Source organism: Natrinema soli (assembly GCF_028618695.1).
Genome location: NZ_JAQIVI010000106.1, coordinates 1 through 17100 on the forward strand (window position 1 = coordinate 1; position 17100 = coordinate 17100).

The following is a 17100-nucleotide window of genomic DNA, read 5'->3' on the forward strand; positions in this document are numbered from 1 at the left end:
CCGCCCGAACCGGATATGTAACTTCAGCACGCCCCCGGATGTAGTCATCGCCACGGGCATCGCAGACGATCCAGTACGCCTCCGCAGGGGAGAGTGACGTATCAAATGTGAAAGAATTGCCAGCTTTGAGCGTTGCGATTGTCTGTCGTTCCAAGACGTCTCCTGAATCAGTTGTCAAATAGGCTGTCGTGAGCCCGGTAGTATTCTCTGAGAGACGACAGATAAGGCCATCAATACTGGCTGTTGTCTCAATTCGAACGCCCGATTGTTTATTCAGACCGTTCCAGGACTGAACTTCGTCGTCTTCTCGAAGATCAAGTACCGTTTCACTCTCCGTGGCCAACACAGTTGGCTGAATCAAATCGAGACAGTAACGGTAGGTCTCCGATTGTGTACCATCGCCAGCATAAATCCCGTGGGTTACCGCGAGTGAATCGCTTTCGAGCGGATAATCCACTTCAGCCCTTCCTCGACTGAAGTCTGCGCCATTTGCGTCACATACGACCCAGTAGGTTTCTGTGGCCGCGAGTCTGGTACTGAAGCGAAATGTCTCTCCCGAGTCGAACTCAGTGATTGACCGTTGTTCAAGGATTGTCCCTGAATCATCAGTGAGATAAGCAATTGTGAGTCCGTTGGTGCCGGCTGAGATGCGACACTCGAGACCGAGTAGTTCTCGTCTCGCTCGGAAACGAATCCCAGACTGCTTGTTCAGACCGTTCCACGATTGCGTTTCATCATCGGTCGCCAGATCGATTGCAGCACCTTTCTCGGCAGCTGTGTTACTGGTGTGAATTTGATCGATACAGTACCGATATGTGTTTGATGGGGCACCACTTCCATTGTAAATACCGTGTGTGACTACGAGAGAATTACTCTCGAGTGGATAGGAGGTTGTCGTTCGACCCCGGCTATAGTCGTAGCCTTGGGCATCACATAGAATCCAGTAGCTCTTTCCGGCTTTGAGTGCTGCCTCAAACTCGAATGTATCACCACCCTTGAGCGTTGCAACCGTTTGTCGTTCTATGACCGTTCCTGAGTCATCAGTTAAATAGGCTGTAATGACTCCTGCAGTCTGGGCAGAAAGACGACACTGTAAGGTATCGATGATTTCTTTCGTTTCAAGTCTAATTCCTGCCCGGTTCTGCTGACCTACTTGCTTATCCTCGTCACTCCCGAGATCAAGTATCTCTCCCGGTATTGTCTTATCGTTAGTTTCCACACCAGTACTAGTTTCTTCCACCGAAGAATTCGAATTAGGTAACATGATTATGAATCTCTGTATTGTCGTTAACTCAGCGGATTTTATAAATAACTATCGGCACTAGCGAGTGATAATCATTACGATACCCGCAAAAGAGGATGTCAAGGTTAGAGCGTTACATTGTGCTCCCTGTTGAAGCGTCTTTATACCATTATTAAAGTATTAATATTTAATATAAAACAGTTTGTTTGTATACTTCTGTGAGTGGTGTTTTGAGACTCTCGGACCCTTCGAAACCAGTTGTGAAAGAAGCTGTGTCTGTTTTCGCAATGAGTGACGTACGCATCACCGACGACGTAGTGTTTGTCGTGATTGATGGCTACAGGCCATCAATCTCGTCATACTTGTCGATTCCATTGTCCCCTTCTTAATCTTGATTGTGTCCGCACTGCGAGAGTGCGGACATATCACCTCTTTGAGCTACCGTTGCTGCCGGAGATACTACAGACAGTCCTCCTCGTCAGGCAGAAGACCTCGTCTACGCTCTCTTTGCTGACCGCGTTGAGAGCAATCATGAATGCTGCCCACAAACGTATTCATTGCTACAAATGAGCCTCTGAGTTTTCGATACGCTTGCTGCCAGCACGAGGGTTCTGGTGGGACGACCATTCTCGTCGCAACATGTGCGCCTATCTTGGCATCGTATGCGTCGACGGTGGGCTCGTCGTTAACACTCATCGAACTCCTCTGCTAACTGCTCACGAATGAACTCATCTCGTCGATGTCGAAACGGTGTACATCACCGTCATCCACTCGACCACCTCGAAGAAACACGACGCCCAAGATCGGCCCGCAGGTCGCTCGACGGAACGTCGGCGACCTGCGGAGCCTCGCTGCCGACCGTGGCTACGACGCGAAAGCCTTCCGCGACGAACTCCGTGAACACGGCGTGCGTCCGTTGGTCAAACACCGCATCATGAATCCACTCGATCACGTTCACAACGCCGCATGGACAGTGATCGGTACAATCAGCGCTCGGTGAACGAAACCGTCTTCTCAAGCATCAAGCGCACGCTCGGCGCAGCCGTGCGTACGCGACACTGCTAAGGTTCCACGAAATGCTTCTCAAAGCGACCGTCTACGGCCTTCGTCGGAGCGTCCGATACCCGTGAAATCTGCTCTATTGAAAATGCGGTCCGATGTCGGCGTCGAGGTTCTAAACACGGGAAAATTAACGTCTCTCAATAGTTTCGTCACAATATTCTTCGAAGGCTGCTCAGGATGGCGATTTACTACTCCAAACGGACGGCCCATAACCACGATTACTGATTTACCGCCCAGAATTGCAGCGTACTGACTAAATTGTACTGTAACAGTGGTGGGGAATATCCTCAGTGACTTCCTCCGATCAGGCTCAACCGTCGCCCCGTCGTCCATTTTCAATAGAACAGTGAAATCAACCGCCGTGTACCGGAACTACAGAGCCGATCATTGTCAGCCACGCGTCTGACGTTCTTTTTTTCTGCAGGACTGCATCGCCCTTGCATATGTCGCGCATCACGTTCACCGCCGAAGGGAGCTACGAGAACTACCTCTCTGAACTCGAGCAGCGTGATGACATCGACAGCACTGCAGTAGCGGTGCGTCACTGCATCGAAGTTACAGAAGAGTCTCAGCAACGTGATGCGGAGTTGCAGCAGCGTGTTGAGGAACTGCATCAAGAGAACGAACGACTGCAGCGTAAACTCACAGCTGCAAATGATCGCCATGAAGTGATGAGGAGTGGGGTGACATCAAATGCGATCTCGAATCGAAGTTTTCGCAGACGGAGCGCGATTGAGAATAGAGAATGTAGTCAGTAGATCGTTGAAGGTTGTTTCACATATTTGATGGAGGAACATCCATTAGGTAGGTGTGTAGTATCGCAAACGCTCACCAGGTGTGCTGAAAGCGCCCAATTAGTAGGGGGATTCAGCATTGAGACTCTTCTGGAAGGTGTAACAATACTTCTCCATGTCGAGATCTTCGTAAAAGCGGTGAGCATCTTCACGCCAGAGACCAGAAGCCAACTCGACGCAGGTACAGTCTCGTTCCTCCCCCCAGTTGAATACCCAGGAGAGTAATTTCGATCCGTATCCATTTCCGCGGACGGGTTCGTCGACGACGAGATCATGTATCCAGACATGGGATCCGCTGTAGAGGTTTGTTTGCTTTACAAAACCCGTGACAGCTACCAGGGAACCGTTTTCATCACGGAGACCGTATAATCGGTATCCGCTTTCATCACGCATTTCAGCTGCTAATTCGAGGAATTTCTCTTCTTCGACGGGCCGCAACTGGCTGATGATCGGGTATGCTTCACGAAGTTCGCTCTCAGAAGTTAATTCATCGATACTCTCATTTTCCATGTCTGTATTGCCTCAGCCGTAGGAAAATAAATCTTGCACCTCATGTCGTCAGACACTACAACTCGTCCTCGTAACGAGTTTTCTGTTGCACCAATAACCCGATTTACCGATGCTCCAGTTCCAATTAGATCTCTGCCGGATACACCCACTGTATCTACCGCTTAGAGTGATCGGTCGAGGTTGTGAGTGAGGCAGGTGATGGTGAGTTCACGGAACTGCTTCCACCAGTGCCGTGAGCGGACGAATGCGCTATATCTTCGTTTAAGAGGTACTGTCTAGATAAGGGAAACCGCAAGACAGGACGACAATGAAGTGACGGTATCGGTTGTGAAATTACCATCTATGATTTAACATAAAGAGACCCTGTTCCACGAGCAGCGAAAATTCGGCTGCTTCAGCAAACGTCCCATAAACAGTAATGGTCCCAGATCCCATCGGTGTTGCTTCGACAGACGCTGAAACGGCGTTTGACGTTAGAATCGCTTAACTAGACAGTGCCGTTTAAGATAAGAGTTCACCGCCTCGTTCTGATTACGTTGGCCATAGAGGTCGGTGTCCAGTCGAGCGTTCCACGCCTTCTGAAGTGATGAGAACTCTCTATGCTTGATGAGCGGGCGGACACCATCTTCATGGGCTAATGCGCGAACTTTCTGGTCGTCGTATCCCTTGTCACCAAGGAGAATTGCTATCTCACCAGTGTTCCGCTTGATGAGTGACGGCGCGATCTGTGAATCGTGTTTTCTGGTCGTCGTTACATGCAGATCGAGGATAGCATTCGCTCTCGTGTCCACAAGAAGTGTAACTTTCAACTGCTGAATCGTCAACTTCGTTCGCTTCGTTAGTGTTTCGAGGCGTGACTGCAGTCAAAGCTGGAGGCATCGATCACGACGACACCGTTGGTCGGAAGGAGTGTGACCGAGAGGTTGAGCAGGACGCGCCAAACCGCCATATCAAGTCGATTGAACGTCCTACACAGCGTCGAGGGCGTTGGAAGTTCCTCAAGGTCGATGGCGCTCCGAATCCGAGACATCTCGATGAGTTCGTCGAGAAGCGTCCAGTATGTTGTATTCTTCCGCACCTTGAGACAGAGCAAGACGATGTGCTGGTGAAGTGTGTACCGGCGTTTCGAGAACTTCGACGAATAACGGGCAACAGCTCGACAACCTAAATGAAACGCCTGTTCAACGAACCGGAGCAATCGTGACTTCGGGAGGGCCTGCATTCGGTCACACTACTGCTCGATCCTGTAACCCTTTGAGGATTTCAACAGAGCCATCCGTTATCACCCCTGCATTCGAGGGGTAAAAGACGTTGAGCGTGTTATAGAATCATCACATCACAAAGCCGGTTAGTTGAGACATCTGCTTGCTGCGAATGTACCTAGTAAACAGCAGCAAGCAGACAATGAAATCTATGAGAAGCACTTCTTAACTTCCTCGTCAATTCACTTGACGAGGAAATTGCTCTTGATTTCAGCGATAATGCTGAAATCGACGCTGAAGATATCTACGAGGTCCTTGTTGGCGCATGCGACGATGGGACCTCGGTCTCCAAGCTCTGTGAGAACAGCACAGACTCACCTCATGAAAACATGGTTCTGTACCACCTCCGCGAGAAATTTGATCTTGAATCAGTTAAACGAGTCGGGAATGCGCTTCTCCAGAGAAGACTGATCCGCAGTTATCGAAGCCCGGTTAGCGTCGTGTACGCGTAGAAGTTCGAAGTCGAGCTTCGATCACGCGCCCAGATGCCTTCGAGAACTTGGAAGGAGCCGCCGTCATACGGCCAATCGGGATCTCGGTTGTAGGAACCACGGTTATAGGTCCCATCAGCGCGAATGAGGACGATATACTCATCGCCAGCTCTGAGATCGTGCTCGATCTGGAAGGAGTCACCTGGACCGAAGTCAGAGAGGTCTTTTGTCGCAAGTGTCTCACCGCGTCCGTCGGCGATTTCAGCGGTGTCCGCTCCGGTGGTGTTTTCGGAAATTGTCAGCTCGAGCCCTGACAGATCTTGCTGGACCGTGATACGTACCCCACTCGGCGTCGTCGTGTCCGGGGTCGTTCGCGTGTCAGCAGGTCGATCGACAGTTCCCTCGCCATCATTGCCGTCACCGTTGCCGTCACCCTCGAGAAGCGTAGTGATTGTGGTGAAGGAGTAGAAGTTTCCAGTGGAGCTGCGGTCGCGGGCCCAGATCCCTTCGACGACCTGGAACTCGCCACCATCGTACGGCCAATCGGGGTTCTGATTGTAACCGCCGCGATCGTACGAGTTTTCGGCGTGGACGAGGACAATGTACTCCTCGCCAGTGTAAAGGTCGTGCTCGATCTGGAAGGTGTCTTCGGGACCGAGATCGGAGACGTCTTTCGTCGCGAGCGTGTTGCCGAGTTCGTCAGCAATCTCCGCTGTATCGACTCCGGTCGTCTGCTCGGAGAGCGTCAATTCGAGTCCCGCGAGGTCTTCTTGGACCACGATCCGGACGCCACTCGGCCCCGTCTGATCCTCGGTGACTCGCGTGTCAGCGGGTCGGTTTACAGTCCCACCTTTTCTGGTTTCGTCTACAGTTTGGGAAGCTCCTGAGACGGACGAAGCAAGCCCACTTGTTGCAAACGCCACACCCGTTGCCAGCACAGATCGCCGTTTCCATTGCGTCATCTATCTCAACTATACTTTTCACCTCATAAATGCTTTCTGGTTAGAGTGTATGATAGAGATATAGTCCATCATCGGTACCTCGCAAAGCTGGTTAATTGAGACATCTGCTTGCTGCGAATGTGCCTAGGAAACAGCAGCAAGCAGACAATAAAATTCTCGGTCACAGCGTTTGAGGCCTGTCGGCGGTCGAAGTACGTGGCGTCGATAGCGGCGTGACCGGACTGCTCTAGCAGCTCCGACTCTCGTCGGAGCAGCTCTCGCCAGATATGCATTGGCGCTCGGTCAAAGGACTTGCAGAGCGCGGATGGGCCGGGGAACTCGCCGCGCTCGATCTCGAGCGCGGCTCGTAGCCGCTCCATTTCTTCGGCCCAATCGAGGACTTCTTCGAGCGTTGCTTCCATGTGAAGTCGGAGAAAATGCAGGACAGCGTGCTCCCAGCCGGCAACCCGTTGCCGGCAGGATAGCTGATCTGCATCAGCGCTGAAGCCGTAAGTTTTCGTGCGATCGACACCGCCTGTTTAACGAAGCGGAAGAGAGTCTTTTGCACAAAGCTTCCTCTTCCGCTTCAATTCAATCATTCTAACGACTTACCCCGACGCTGTCGGTGGATTCAATAGAACCAATAGCAACCGATTGCACAAGCAGATCAATCAGCGTACGGGTCGGGTTGAACGTCGGATGTCACGCTAAACCAGCGTCCTTGAAAGCCTCATTGACTACGTCGGCAATGGGTGCGTTCAGATAGGGTTCGATCGCTTGGAACGAATCCCAGCCACTGACCGCCATGACAGCTCATTGCTTCTGTCGCGACATTCGTTTGACGATCGCCTCTGAGAAGACAACTGATCTCTCACTACCACGGCTTTCGACGACCTGTACATTATCTTTGCCCAACTCACCCAATCTTTGCAGCACCCTTGAAACCATTTGCGGATAGTATGAACCTCCTTCTTCCGCTGCTACTACGTACCTCCGACAATTTGAATGTCCTCCTTACGGGAACTGAACGACTATATTTGTTGCCCTGTTGAATGCCAGACGGCGGGAGTGTTATCTTACTAATAGTTGATTTTCCACCGATAGAGTGGCTAATTTTCCGGGTTTCTACTCAGGATGATACAGAGGTAGACTTCATCCTATTTGAGAGTTTGTGGGCTGTATTTAGTTCATGTAAACTACTTCCTGGTTGGAATGGTAATCGCAACACGGCACCAAAATCCTCAGATATCCGGATTTACCCCGATACTGTCTGGCAATTCAACAGAGCGATTATCCTTAGCGGATTTACTACAGTACTAGGCTAACTCTTCCTCGAGTTTATCGGTCCTATCAGACTGTTCTGTGACAATCTATCAGAAAATTAGACTGTTTCTTCAACTGAACTCTCGTTGCCAAGGGATAGATTCAAACCCCATGAGGTGGTAGCTAACATTGGTATTATCGGTTATGATGGAAGTGTGCCATCACTCCTATCCGCTATCTAACGTATTATCTATTAGTTTCAAAATTGAACAGTTATAGTTTGGTGAATTATTCATCCAGTCGTATCAAATCTTCATCTATCGGTGGGAACGTATGTAATCACACGGATTAGGATCGTTGTCTCAGATTTCAGGACTATTACTGGCGCTATTCTTTCGGGTTTAGTTCGTGACGGCGACGTGCAGCGGTGTTTCTGCCGCGTCACCCCTAACTTCGAGTGCCGAAAGGACAGTGGCAACACCGTGAGTTATATGCCGTGATATAGAAAATAGGCGAAGTTCAGGCGTCAACAGCGTCGTATTCGCTGTCCGGTTCGAGCAGTGGCAGATCGACTTCGATTAAGTCGTACCAGACGGTGGGGCGTTTCGACTGTCCTTTTGACTCAAAGTCGATCAATCCTAGTGACTCGAGTTCAGTCGTCGGTCACTCGATCTTTGAGGTCGCATCACCGGTACCCAATTCGCGATAAGTCATACAGTCGGGACAGCCGTATACTTCACCTTCAATGCCGAAGACTCGAATAAAATCCCGGGTGACAAATCGGCCGCAGTCACTACACTCGGGCATAGTTACTCGCCTCCTCAGTTGGCATCCCAGTCACAAACCACTTTGCGCGTGTGGCGATTCCGGCTTGGGCCTTCTGCTTTGAGAGGGTCCGTTCTTCTTCGACGTAGCGAACGAGTTCAGTCCGCTCTTCGCGATCGTTGATGAGCGTGCGCTTTTCGTTGCGCAATCGTTCGATTTCAGTCTTGAGATCTGTGATACGGCTCTCGTACTCGTTGCGTAACTCTGCCAACTTTTGCCCATGGGTTGCCTGAACGTTGCGTAACTCTCGCTCGAGTTCGTTCATCTGTTTCGCAGTGTCGAAGATGTGTCGGACGGCTTCGGCGTCAGAAATGTCGCTATCTGCCGATTCTTTGATTTCTTCGAGTTGCGCAAGATGTTCATCACGTACAGTGGCGTTGACGCGGCCCATGCGCAGCGAATGCGTACGCATTGCCCAAGAGTGTGTGTCAGACGCATGGCTGACGCCATACTTTAACTGAAGAACGATAGACGGTAACGCGGTATCAAAGCCTCGACTACAGCCGCGATAGGATACCCCTCATGTTCCCCTCAGACATTTCATTCTCCCGGTCGGGGAGTTTGTCGGCCTCCTCGACCCGTGATCCCTATCTGCCGAGTGGAGTTCCGCCATCTTGTAGGAGGCACCCCATCGATCCGTGTGGGCTCCGGAGTGTTTGATCCAGCCGAGTTCATCCATAGCGTATGGCATCCAGTGAACAGTCCAGCGGTGGGATTCTTCTGACCCGGCGGCTTCGATAACCTCGATCGTTTGGAACACGTAGTTCTTGTTTGCTAAGGCGATCGTCGCTCTCCAGGCCCTGTTTCGCGTGGTTGCTTCAGGTCTCGACATTGGCCGGAGTGTTCACGGACACGTTCCGGGAATTGGGTCAGCAGTTTATCGGGATACCTTCCACTGAAATCAAGCTCATCGGCGTGCTTTGCTGTGAAGTAAGCTTTCAATCGCCCCGGATTCACATTGTGATGACCACAATATGGACATTCAAAAGGTGCGTCAGCACTCATTCGTCGATTAACTCCCACAGAAGGCTACTGCCAATTTTCCGGGAGTCAATGCGCCCTTGTTCCTCGAGTTCCTTCAGGCGTCGGAACGCCGTAGGCGTTCGTAATCGAAGTTGGTAGCAACCTCATTCGTAGTGAGTCCGCTATTGTTCTGAACGAACTCAATGGTCTCGTCGTTCGTGACGGTCTCGGTATACTGTCCACTATCCTCTTGCGGTCTTTGACCAGATCTTGATCCATGCACTTCACCATACATGGATAATTATGATTCTATCATAATAATTCCATATCCTGAATAGTGTATGGCCGCTTCCCCAAGGTTGTCCCCATGTACTACATAGGACTTGGTGGAGACAGACCGACTTCTCGGGACATTAAGGATGGAAGGAATGCCCGCGTGGTTGCAACACGCGAGTGGGGTTGTCTTGGACAACCATGTCGACCTACACGACTGACGTCAAAGACGATTTCGAAAACAGAGCGAGATCTCCGTCCTCGAAGCCGTCGGCGACTGTGAGGTAATCGAGACGGACGACGTTTTCGAGGGTACGTTCCCTGAATACGACGCGTACAGTACCCCACCGGATGCTCATTTGTGCGGTGTAACGACTGGAAGAGGGAGATTCTTACTGGACGTAAGGAGTTCGCCACTCACCGAGACGGCTGCAAGTTCAGAGATAGCTATAGTAGATATTAGAAAATCGAACGTGACACGAGTTTTAGAAAGGAGATGTTCTAGGCAGTCCACGCTTGGGACGGTACTTAGTGCCTCAATTCAGCTAAAGTGGGCAGCAGTTAATACGGTGCCCCTCCTACGTCTGAGTGTCGCCGGTACCGGCGACGTGGCTCATGATCTGGTGCCACTCGGACGGTGCTTCAACACCGTTCGGCTTTCTCGTACAAGAGATGTATCTACAACCGTGTTTTAGATACGTGAAGGCAGGTAAAGACGGATAGAACTAGGTTCTTTGAGCGGAATCTATCGTGTCGAAGGGGTGGGGAGACGGCAGGGGTGCAAGATAACACGCAGGGATACGTGCCATTCAGTGAGATTGATTCCTACCGTATTACCATTCATTAGTCCCATGCGATAAAAATTTCACACTAACAAATTAGGTGTAGGCAGAACGGGGATTACTCGAGTCGTCGATAGCACTGAAAAGCTACGTCGGGAAGTGGTAAGTCGACGTAGCTTAAGCCCTCCTCAACAGGGGGGATTAACTGGCGGTGTGTCGATGCCGTGCCTCCCTGTACTGAGAAAAAAATTCCCACGCCATAATAAATCCTTTCAAAGAAGGTAGCCCCAAATAAATAATATCCTATGTCTATGGGATGGAAATTTATCGCTCTCGTGGTCCTACAGTATCCGAACTCGTGGTACCTCATATCTCAATCACCCACTATTTTCGTATTTCTCTGTCTTTATTTATCAAATATGATAAAATAAATATTTTGGCCCGCTGCATAGTTCACTGCATATATCGAACCGATGTATGCAAAGTTGAGTTCGGTGCCCAAGCTAATCGGCATCCTTGAATAAGATAGTGCAACCAAAATACGGTAATGTACGACACTGTTAACTTAGCCAGTTGAAGTAGGTGGAGTTCCTCCGTACATGATAGAGGAACTCCGGTTGGCTGATGCGGACGCCAGTATTGTACCGTTTTTGGATGGGGAGCGCACGCCAGCCAGATCAGGCCAGCTGGCGTGCCGTTATATGTCTCAGCCGCCTCATTCACCGAAACCCGCGATGTGCTCGGCTGGTTTGGTGTCGACCGCAGCCGCCCCGCAATCCGCAACTGGTGGCAATCGTTCGCTGACTCTCACGAGCAAACGTTCACCGCCGGACCTGACCGCGTTGCGGTCGATGAAAAGCAGGTTCAACTGGCCGAAGAGCACGATGTCTGGCTGTATGCGGCGATCGATATTGATTCGAAAGTCGTGCTGCACGCACGACTTTCTGAAACCCGTGGAACCGACCCAGCAACGTCGTTTCTCCGCGAATTACAAGAGAAACACCGCGTCGAAGATGCGGAGTTTCTCGTCGGCGGCATGGGCTATCTCACCGCTCTTGCAAAGACCGATTTCAGTGGACACCACGACTACACCGACCGCAATATCGTCGAAAAGCTGCTTCAGACGTTCACGATGCGGATCGGGAGATTTCACGAAACCTGGAACGGCAGTCAGCCAAGCCCCGAGCGCTGGCTGACTGCCTACGTCTATTACTACAATCATCTCCGAAATCATTAAACACTTGACAACCAATCGCCGGTCGAAGCTACTGGGCTAAGTTAACAGTGCCCAATGTACTCCGGCCACAAAATATTCAACAGATTGGTCAATTGATATCACATATATACGTCAATGTCGTTATTATTTAACAGAGGTGCGACCGGCGAAAGTGAGACAACCGAAGTCATCGATGCTGGAGATCTCACGTTCGATGAAGCTGGACTCGAGACACCAACTGAGTTCATTGGATACGAAGGAGGTCTCGTTGTGAAAATGCCATCATATCTCAAACTGGTAACCGATATTGGAGAGATCGATGAAGACACAAGACTCGCGAATACCTTCCCGGTTACTCCGGATTTCGTGACGCAGCCGTACTGTCCAACCGGATACGTTCAGATCTATCCGGAAGGCGAACAACCACGTCAATACCGTGTTCTCGATAAGCGAGACGGGATGATTGATAAGATTGAATAACTCCGATTCAATCGAACCGGATTGCATGGAGTGCTTCCTATCAACGAGTACTAATCAAAAATTGACATATAGCACAAGGACAAATCCATAGATATCCTTGAAAGAATTAACTGAAGTGAAGCTTATCCTTGAACAGTGATATGAGATATTTCTTCAGTAGTTATCTAGCATACAATCTCAAAATCACTTATAATCATACATTTTGATATAATTACAGGGCAAATATTCGATGAGAAAACTTATATCAGTATGTTCCAGTCCTCGAATAGGATGTCTCTTAAAACAGAATATTCTTTCCGGTTTTCAGATCACCTCTCTAGTGGCCGACATAACGATCTGCAAGCGGATCAATCACCAGCTCTCTCTCAAGATGAGATTTTTCACATCTTGCAAGTCAGCCGTCGGAGAGAGACACTCAACTATCTCCTTGAGAAAGATGGCCCCGTCAAAATGCGCGATATTGCAGAATATATTGCGGCGAACGAACATAACACGACTGTCGAGGGGCTGACCTCCCGTCAACGCCAACGTGTCTACATCCCGCTGTATCAGTCACATCTCCCAAAGTTGGATACAAAAGGTATCATCGATTACGAACAGTCTCGAGGGATTGTACGACTGGCTGAGCGATTTGACCTCTTCCGACCATATCTTGAGCTCGACCTAGGCTCCTCTTCAGATGAACGGAGGACGGCCAGATATTCTGTACTCGCTATCACCGCGAGTGCAAGTCTGATTAGTGCCGCTGTGCTTGGGCTACTTCCGATCTCTGACTTGGCACTCAGCATGCTCATTCTCACTCTCTTCGGCTGTGTTGAATCACTAGACGGTGGCAGGATAGGTCGCTAAACCAAGATATAAGAAGAATTGTGAGTCGGAATCGAACGCGGACTACAACGCGGCGAAGAACATCGGTATGCGGTATGTCCGTCAGGGCCAACAGTCGTCTCGGCGGACCGGCGACAGTCAGCTTGCCCTGAAGTCTGGAACGGTAACGCCGAGTGGTGGATTTACCGCCCACCTTGACGGGTTCGAGGCTGAGTTCATGGACAAGCCCTACCCTCCTCGATCGATCAGTTCCAGACAGCAAGTCCTTTGTCGAGGACTCGAGTGGGGGCTCCCACACCGTGACGATCGACGCGCCAGCAGTGGCGAGTTTCGACTCGGGAACGTACCTCATCCAGAACTGGTAGCTATCGTCCGCTGGCTACCAAGATAACCGCTGACGTGTCGAGCTCGCCGAAGAGTGACTATTCAATCTCGAGTTGAAAGAACTCGACGTCAACGGGAGGTACAGCAGAACAGCGAGTGATTCAGTAACTATCCCATCTCGATTGACCAGTCGCCATCTGCCTCAACATCGACCCAACCGACACTATCAAAGTTGAACGTCGTCTCGCCATCGTATTCTCTGATTTCGTTGAACACGAGCTCGCCGAACATCCCTTTTACTGGATAGACTGTGGCTTGGAAGTTCGCCTCGCCAGAGTGAGATCCAGTAGCGATGTGGCTACCAGAGAACTTGAACGGCCCGGCGACGATCGGGCCGCCACCAGAGAGAGACTGTGAAAGTGCGTCCCGCTGGCCGCACTCGGCTGGCGGATCTCGACTTCCCAGTCACTGTCGGACTCGACATCGAACATGTACTCATCCGGGTCGATAATTCGCTGTCGTTAACGAGGTATATCTGGAAGTTGCTCGAGTCGCCGGTGTACGTTGCGTCGACGACGGTCAGCCCGCCCTCAAGATCGATCCCCTGTTCGACGGCTGCTCCGGTACCAGAGAACGTGTAGCTCTCTAGGCACGGTTCTTGCACGGTGAGCTCGCCAGTGTTTGTGTCGTTCACTGTGATATCGTAGTTCCCTGCATCCTCGATCGAGAACGTTTCCGTGATCGTTTCCTCGCTATCTGCGCTAACCGGTTCAGTAATTTCAGCTACGGCCTCTCCGCCGGCTGTGACCTCGAGGTCGATTTCGTCGTAGGCGCTGCCCGAGTTCTCCAGGTCGATGTCGACGTCACTGGACTCACCAATCTCGACCTGATTTTCCTGGAGCGTTGCGCCGGTGACCGAGATCGAGGGCGTCTCTTCTTCCTCTTCTTCTTCGCTACTGTCGTCGCTCTCGTCTTCGCTTTCGTCCCCGTCTCCGTTCTCCGGTTCCTCCATTGCCGTTGCCGTCTCCCACGTTCCCATCCCCGTTTTTGGGCCCTGTACCGTCGCTGTTCCCGTTTCCGTCATCATCTGACTCACTGGCGCAGCCAACCAAGGCACTTGAGAAAGTTACGCCCTTCGAGAGGAGTATTTTCCGCCGATTCATTATTGACTGCCGATCTCAAGCGCGTCGACGGCCTCGGCAGGCTCGACGTTGTGATCGACGAGGCAGTTCGCTGCGAGCTGCCAGGCGTGCTCGGCAAGCTCGGGATCGGCGTCTTCGTAGTGAACGCTGAACTTGGTCAATGCGATGGCGATCAGGAGATCTTCGCGTCTATCGGTGAGAGACATCGCTGGCGTTGGCCGCGGCTTCCCGTATAAAATCTCGCGTCACAGAAACGCCGGCCAGAGGCCAGCGTTGAGCCCCCATCCAATGTCATGGGTATCGACTTGGGTGGGTCCGAAATCGGGTTTGACAATATGGCTATTGGCTTCACGTCGGAACGTGATTCGATTTCGGAAGACGAGGGACCGTATGTCTCGTGCCGGACGGATCCTGTCGGACAACGACTGAATCCTCTCCCCTCGCCATCTATTCCTTGTGACCATACTGTTATCAGCTTATTGGTTTGTTTATACTGTCCAAGACAGTTAACGGGGCTCAATTGAATCCGCGATTGATTGTTTGACGTTGTGAACGCCAGCTATGAGAGCAATTTCCCGAAACTGACGGAACCAGTCACACGCTCGGACAGTGGAGCTGTGCGAACGCTTGATTGATGAATTTACGCTTTCACTGGTTGAGCGCTGGTGGTAGAGTTCGCCATCGATGCGTGCATTATGCGCGTGATCATATCCAACTTCCGCAGGAGGTTCGTGGACGGTTTCTTCAAACTTTTGTTGCTCATTTTCTGAGAATTTTCGGTTTCTCCCGGATCGGTGAGCATTAGTAACAGCCTGCTCAAGCGACTCGTCGGTGTCGAGTCGCTTGAGCCAGCTATAGATTGTCCGTCGTTGAACGTCGTACCACTCGGCTAGTTCAGTCTGCGTGAGACCGTTTACGCTATTGCCGCTAAAATCCGTTGTGTCGGCTTCTTTCCCTCCACATTGTCGAGGGCATCTTGCAATTCTTTGACAGAGATTTCGTCAAGATGATCTACTACGCTCAACAACACTATCTGAGTAGGAAGTTCTAACGGTTACTATAGAATGGATGGTACCACTGCCGGAATACTTTTCGTCTCTCCATATCGGAGCTATTAGCAATGATGTGATTAGTAATTAATGCCTTGGCTCCAATTCACAATTTTTGTATATTATATATGACTATACAGGAAAATCACTCTCTACTGCCTTTTTGAATGAGGTTCTAGCACCTTTTCAGCTAATCCGCATATTTAATACGGATGGTCAAAAATAGGAATGTATGAGTGAGATCTTGGCTCGCCAACTTCAGAGAAAAGTTGTCGTCGGGACTGATGGAACTGTCATTGGGAGTTTGCACGATATGACAATGGGATTACAATCCGGCGCTCTCAACGAGCTTATCGTCGAGCCAAAAAATCCACAGCAGTCTTTGTCCGATTTCAAAACAAATAATGAGGGACGACTACTTATTCCAATGAGTCGAGTCAAAACGGTAAGCGATCAAATCATCATCCACCGCGGAAATTGAACACGGAATGCGGGATCGGCGGTCACCAGAACTGCGCTCCGGGTGTGTCGCACGCGTCGCAGATCACAGCGTCATTTCCCTTGTAAACGTCTCGGACCATCCGTGTTCAGTTAATCCTACTTCCGCGGTCGCTCAACCGACCTTTCCGACGCCGAGCACGAGCAGTTCGTCGAGGCTCTTCACGAATCTCCCGAAGAGGTCGGTATTGACGTCCCCGCGTGGTCTATTCCGCTCGCGAGCAAGTACTTCACCGAAGAGTTCGACGTCAATCATTGCGACCGCCACGTCCGGCGGTTGATGACCGAGGCCGGGCTGTCGTAGAAGACAGCCCGGCCGGAGTACTACAAATCCAACGAGCGGGCACAGGAGGCGTTCCAAGATGGATTAAAAAAAAGATGAACGATCTAGACGACGAGTACACAATCCTCGCGATAGATCAGACGCGACAGATCCTCTCGAAGCTGATATATGCATGGTTTCCCGAAGGCGAGCGCCCGTCACTGCCGGTGACGGGCGCGTGGGATAGCATCAAACTCCTCGGGGCAGTCAGTGATACCGACAAAACGTTCTTTCTCCCGTGCGAGGAGAATTTCAACAGCGACACAACGATCCGGCTACTGGACGCACTCCAGACTGAGTTCGGTGAGAGAATCTGCGTCGTCTTGGACAACGCTTCGTATTTCACGGCGAAGGCAGACCAAAAGTCCGTTGAGGACACTCCGATTGAACTGTGTTACCTGCCGCGGGGTTCACCGGGGTTGAACCCCGCGGAGGAGTGCTGAAAGAAACTCAATCAAGTACTCGGCAACCGTCTGTTCGACACTCTGAGCGAGCTTCGTGATGCCGCGCTCGCTGCACTCGACAGCATCGATCCACCAAATCCCTTTACGTATTTATGTCCGTGAGTATGACTGTCGTTACGATTTTAAGAGGTCGGTCGCAGTCACGACCTTGACATCCTGTCCGTCGATATATTTGAGGATGCGGTTGAATGCCTGTTTGTTCATCCCGTCTTTCCCGCCGATGTAATCGAACTGCAACACTGCGAGTTGGCCGTACTGAGCGGCGTAGTCGATATATGTTCTTGCCAATTTTCTGTTACTGGTGGAGAAGAATCCGACGTTGTAGGGGTCTGTAAGTGGGAGCGCGTTCGGATTGCCACCGAACCGGAACGCCTGTTTGTGGTATTTTTCGACAAGATCACGAGCAGTTGGACTGAGTATATTCTTTG

14 protein-coding genes and 11 pseudogenes are annotated in these 17100 nt (G+C 50.9%); 10 read left to right on the forward strand and 15 right to left on the reverse strand.

From position 1 onward, the window contains the following. Together PGX04_RS07425 and PGX04_RS07430 are read right to left on the reverse strand one after the other, a co-directional pair. Positions 1–1219, reverse strand: a pseudogene (locus PGX04_RS07425) (hypothetical protein); the annotation flags it as partial. A 228-nt stretch (positions 1220–1447) separates the two neighbouring features. Next, positions 1448–1619, reverse strand: a pseudogene (locus tag PGX04_RS07430) (IS1595-like element ISHti5 family transposase); the annotation flags it as partial. Between the two features lie 350 nt (positions 1620–1969). Between PGX04_RS07430 and PGX04_RS07435 the strand changes: the two are divergent. Both PGX04_RS07435 and PGX04_RS07440 read left to right on the forward strand, forming a co-directional pair. Next, positions 1970–2373 (forward strand): annotated as a pseudogene (locus tag PGX04_RS07435) (transposase); the annotation flags it as partial. Between the two features lie 375 nt (positions 2374–2748). Beyond that, entirely contained in the window at positions 2749–3063 is a 315-nt protein-coding gene (locus PGX04_RS07440) for a hypothetical protein (RefSeq protein ID WP_273737927.1), read from the forward strand. 96 nt (positions 3064–3159) lie between these two features. Here the strand turns inward: PGX04_RS07440 and PGX04_RS07445 are convergent, their stop codons facing one another. Beyond that, positions 3160–3609, reverse strand: coding sequence for a GNAT family N-acetyltransferase (locus PGX04_RS07445; RefSeq protein WP_273737928.1), 450 nt, complete (start codon positions 3607–3609; stop codon positions 3160–3162). A 497-nt stretch (positions 3610–4106) separates the two neighbouring features. Further along, positions 4107–4831: pseudogene (locus PGX04_RS07455) on the reverse strand (IS5 family transposase); the annotation flags it as partial. Positions 4832–4970: 139 nt separating this feature from the next. Between PGX04_RS07455 and PGX04_RS07460 the strand changes: the two are divergent. Further along, positions 4971–5311, forward strand: a pseudogene (locus PGX04_RS07460) (ISH3 family transposase); the annotation flags it as partial. On the opposite strand, the gene PGX04_RS07465 reads toward PGX04_RS07460, so the two are convergent. The 5 genes and pseudogenes from PGX04_RS07465 to PGX04_RS07475 form a co-directional block, all read right to left on the reverse strand. Continuing rightward, positions 5290–6081: a hypothetical protein gene (locus tag PGX04_RS07465; protein WP_273737929.1), complete on the reverse strand. Its 792-nt coding sequence runs from the start codon at positions 6079–6081 to the stop codon at positions 5290–5292. The pseudogene PGX04_RS07460 and the gene PGX04_RS07465 overlap by 22 nt on opposite strands. A gap of 353 nt (positions 6082–6434) precedes the next feature. Continuing rightward, a pseudogene (locus PGX04_RS07470) lies at positions 6435–6811 on the reverse strand (IS5/IS1182 family transposase); the annotation flags it as partial. Positions 6812–6945: 134 nt separating this feature from the next. After that, positions 6946–7053, reverse strand: a pseudogene (locus PGX04_RS34530) (site-specific integrase); the annotation flags it as partial. Positions 7054–8169: 1116 nt separating this feature from the next. After that, positions 8170–8313 (reverse strand): DUF7563 family protein, encoded by a 144-nt coding sequence (locus PGX04_RS34535; protein ID WP_425498442.1) that lies wholly within the window; start codon positions 8311–8313, stop codon positions 8170–8172. Continuing rightward, the gene (locus tag PGX04_RS07475; protein ID WP_273737930.1) at positions 8300–8722 is read right to left on the reverse strand and encodes a hypothetical protein; all 423 of its coding nucleotides are present in this window, start codon (positions 8720–8722) and stop codon (positions 8300–8302) included. Before PGX04_RS07475 ends, PGX04_RS34535 begins: the two co-directional genes overlap by 14 nt. A 1206-nt stretch (positions 8723–9928) precedes the next feature. Here PGX04_RS07475 and PGX04_RS35015 point away from each other — a divergent pair. From PGX04_RS35015 to PGX04_RS34540, 5 genes and pseudogenes are all read left to right on the forward strand, one after another. Next, entirely contained in the window at positions 9929–10030 is a 102-nt protein-coding gene (locus tag PGX04_RS35015; protein WP_465263799.1) for a hypothetical protein, read from the forward strand. A gap of 1055 nt (positions 10031–11085) precedes the next feature. Then, positions 11086–11586 carry a DDE-type integrase/transposase/recombinase gene (locus tag PGX04_RS07480; RefSeq protein WP_273737931.1) on the forward strand — a complete coding sequence of 167 codons (501 nt, stop codon included), beginning with the start codon at positions 11086–11088 and terminating at the stop codon, positions 11584–11586. 114 nt (positions 11587–11700) lie between these two features. Beyond that, positions 11701–12045: a hypothetical protein gene (locus PGX04_RS07485; protein WP_273737932.1), complete on the forward strand. Its 345-nt coding sequence runs from the start codon at positions 11701–11703 to the stop codon at positions 12043–12045. Positions 12046–12315: 270 nt separating this feature from the next. After that, the gene (locus PGX04_RS07490; RefSeq protein WP_273737933.1) at positions 12316–12894 is read left to right on the forward strand and encodes a DUF7344 domain-containing protein; all 579 of its coding nucleotides are present in this window, start codon (positions 12316–12318) and stop codon (positions 12892–12894) included. Between the two features lie 19 nt (positions 12895–12913). Continuing rightward, positions 12914–13264, forward strand: a pseudogene (locus tag PGX04_RS34540) (hypothetical protein); the annotation flags it as partial. A 101-nt stretch (positions 13265–13365) separates the two neighbouring features. Here PGX04_RS34540 and PGX04_RS07500 read toward each other — a convergent pair. The 5 genes and pseudogenes from PGX04_RS07500 to PGX04_RS07520 form a co-directional block, all read right to left on the reverse strand. After that, the gene (locus PGX04_RS07500) at positions 13366–13488 is read right to left on the reverse strand and encodes a hypothetical protein (RefSeq protein WP_273737934.1); all 123 of its coding nucleotides are present in this window, start codon (positions 13486–13488) and stop codon (positions 13366–13368) included. Positions 13489–13555: 67 nt separating this feature from the next. After that, positions 13556–14281, reverse strand: coding sequence for a hypothetical protein (locus PGX04_RS07505; protein WP_273737935.1), 726 nt, complete (start codon positions 14279–14281; stop codon positions 13556–13558). 78 nt (positions 14282–14359) lie between these two features. Then, on the reverse strand, positions 14360–14545 hold the full coding sequence (locus PGX04_RS07510) for a hypothetical protein (RefSeq protein ID WP_273737936.1): 186 nt from the start codon (positions 14543–14545) through the stop codon (positions 14360–14362). 300 nt (positions 14546–14845) lie between these two features. Beyond that, positions 14846–15049: pseudogene (locus PGX04_RS07515) on the reverse strand (hypothetical protein); the annotation flags it as partial. Beyond that, positions 15044–15363: pseudogene (locus PGX04_RS07520) on the reverse strand (helix-turn-helix domain-containing protein); the annotation flags it as partial. The pseudogenes PGX04_RS07520 and PGX04_RS07515, both read right to left, overlap by 6 nt. Positions 15364–15620: 257 nt before the next feature. On the opposite strand from PGX04_RS07520, the gene PGX04_RS07525 reads away from it, so the two are divergent. Further along, positions 15621–15869: a PRC-barrel domain-containing protein gene (locus tag PGX04_RS07525; RefSeq protein WP_273737937.1), complete on the forward strand. Its 249-nt coding sequence runs from the start codon at positions 15621–15623 to the stop codon at positions 15867–15869. A 126-nt stretch (positions 15870–15995) separates the two neighbouring features. Next, positions 15996–16774, forward strand: a pseudogene (locus PGX04_RS07530) (IS630 family transposase); the annotation flags it as partial. Between the two features lie 12 nt (positions 16775–16786). On the opposite strand, the gene PGX04_RS07535 reads toward PGX04_RS07530, so the two are convergent. Next, the coding region (locus tag PGX04_RS07535) for a polysaccharide deacetylase family protein (protein ID WP_465263800.1) at positions 16787–17100 on the reverse strand (314 nt) is incomplete at its 5' end.

What these genes read in the sequence shown, in the direction of transcription:
- PGX04_RS07440 (WP_273737927.1), top strand. Translation starts at nt 2,749, where the DNA reads ATGTCGCGCATCACGTTCACCGCCGAAGGGAGCTACGAGAACTACCTC.
- PGX04_RS07445 (WP_273737928.1), bottom strand. Translation starts at nt 3,609, where the DNA reads ATGGAAAATGAGAGTATCGATGAATTAACTTCTGAGAGCGAACTTCGT.
- PGX04_RS34535 (WP_425498442.1), bottom strand. Translation starts at nt 8,313, where the DNA reads ATGCCCGAGTGTAGTGACTGCGGCCGATTTGTCACCCGGGATTTTATT.
- PGX04_RS07475 (WP_273737930.1), bottom strand. Translation starts at nt 8,722, where the DNA reads ATGGGCCGCGTCAACGCCACTGTACGTGATGAACATCTTGCGCAACTC.
- PGX04_RS07485 (WP_273737932.1), top strand. Translation starts at nt 11,701, where the DNA reads ATGTCGTTATTATTTAACAGAGGTGCGACCGGCGAAAGTGAGACAACC.
- PGX04_RS07490 (WP_273737933.1), top strand. Translation starts at nt 12,316, where the DNA reads ATGTCTCTTAAAACAGAATATTCTTTCCGGTTTTCAGATCACCTCTCT.
- PGX04_RS07500 (WP_273737934.1), bottom strand. Translation starts at nt 13,488, where the DNA reads ATGTTCGGCGAGCTCGTGTTCAACGAAATCAGAGAATACGATGGCGAG.
- PGX04_RS07505 (WP_273737935.1), bottom strand. Translation starts at nt 14,281, where the DNA reads ATGACGGAAACGGGAACAGCGACGGTACAGGGCCCAAAAACGGGGATG.
- PGX04_RS07510 (WP_273737936.1), bottom strand. Translation starts at nt 14,545, where the DNA reads ATGTCTCTCACCGATAGACGCGAAGATCTCCTGATCGCCATCGCATTG.
- PGX04_RS07525 (WP_273737937.1), top strand. Translation starts at nt 15,621, where the DNA reads ATGAGTGAGATCTTGGCTCGCCAACTTCAGAGAAAAGTTGTCGTCGGG.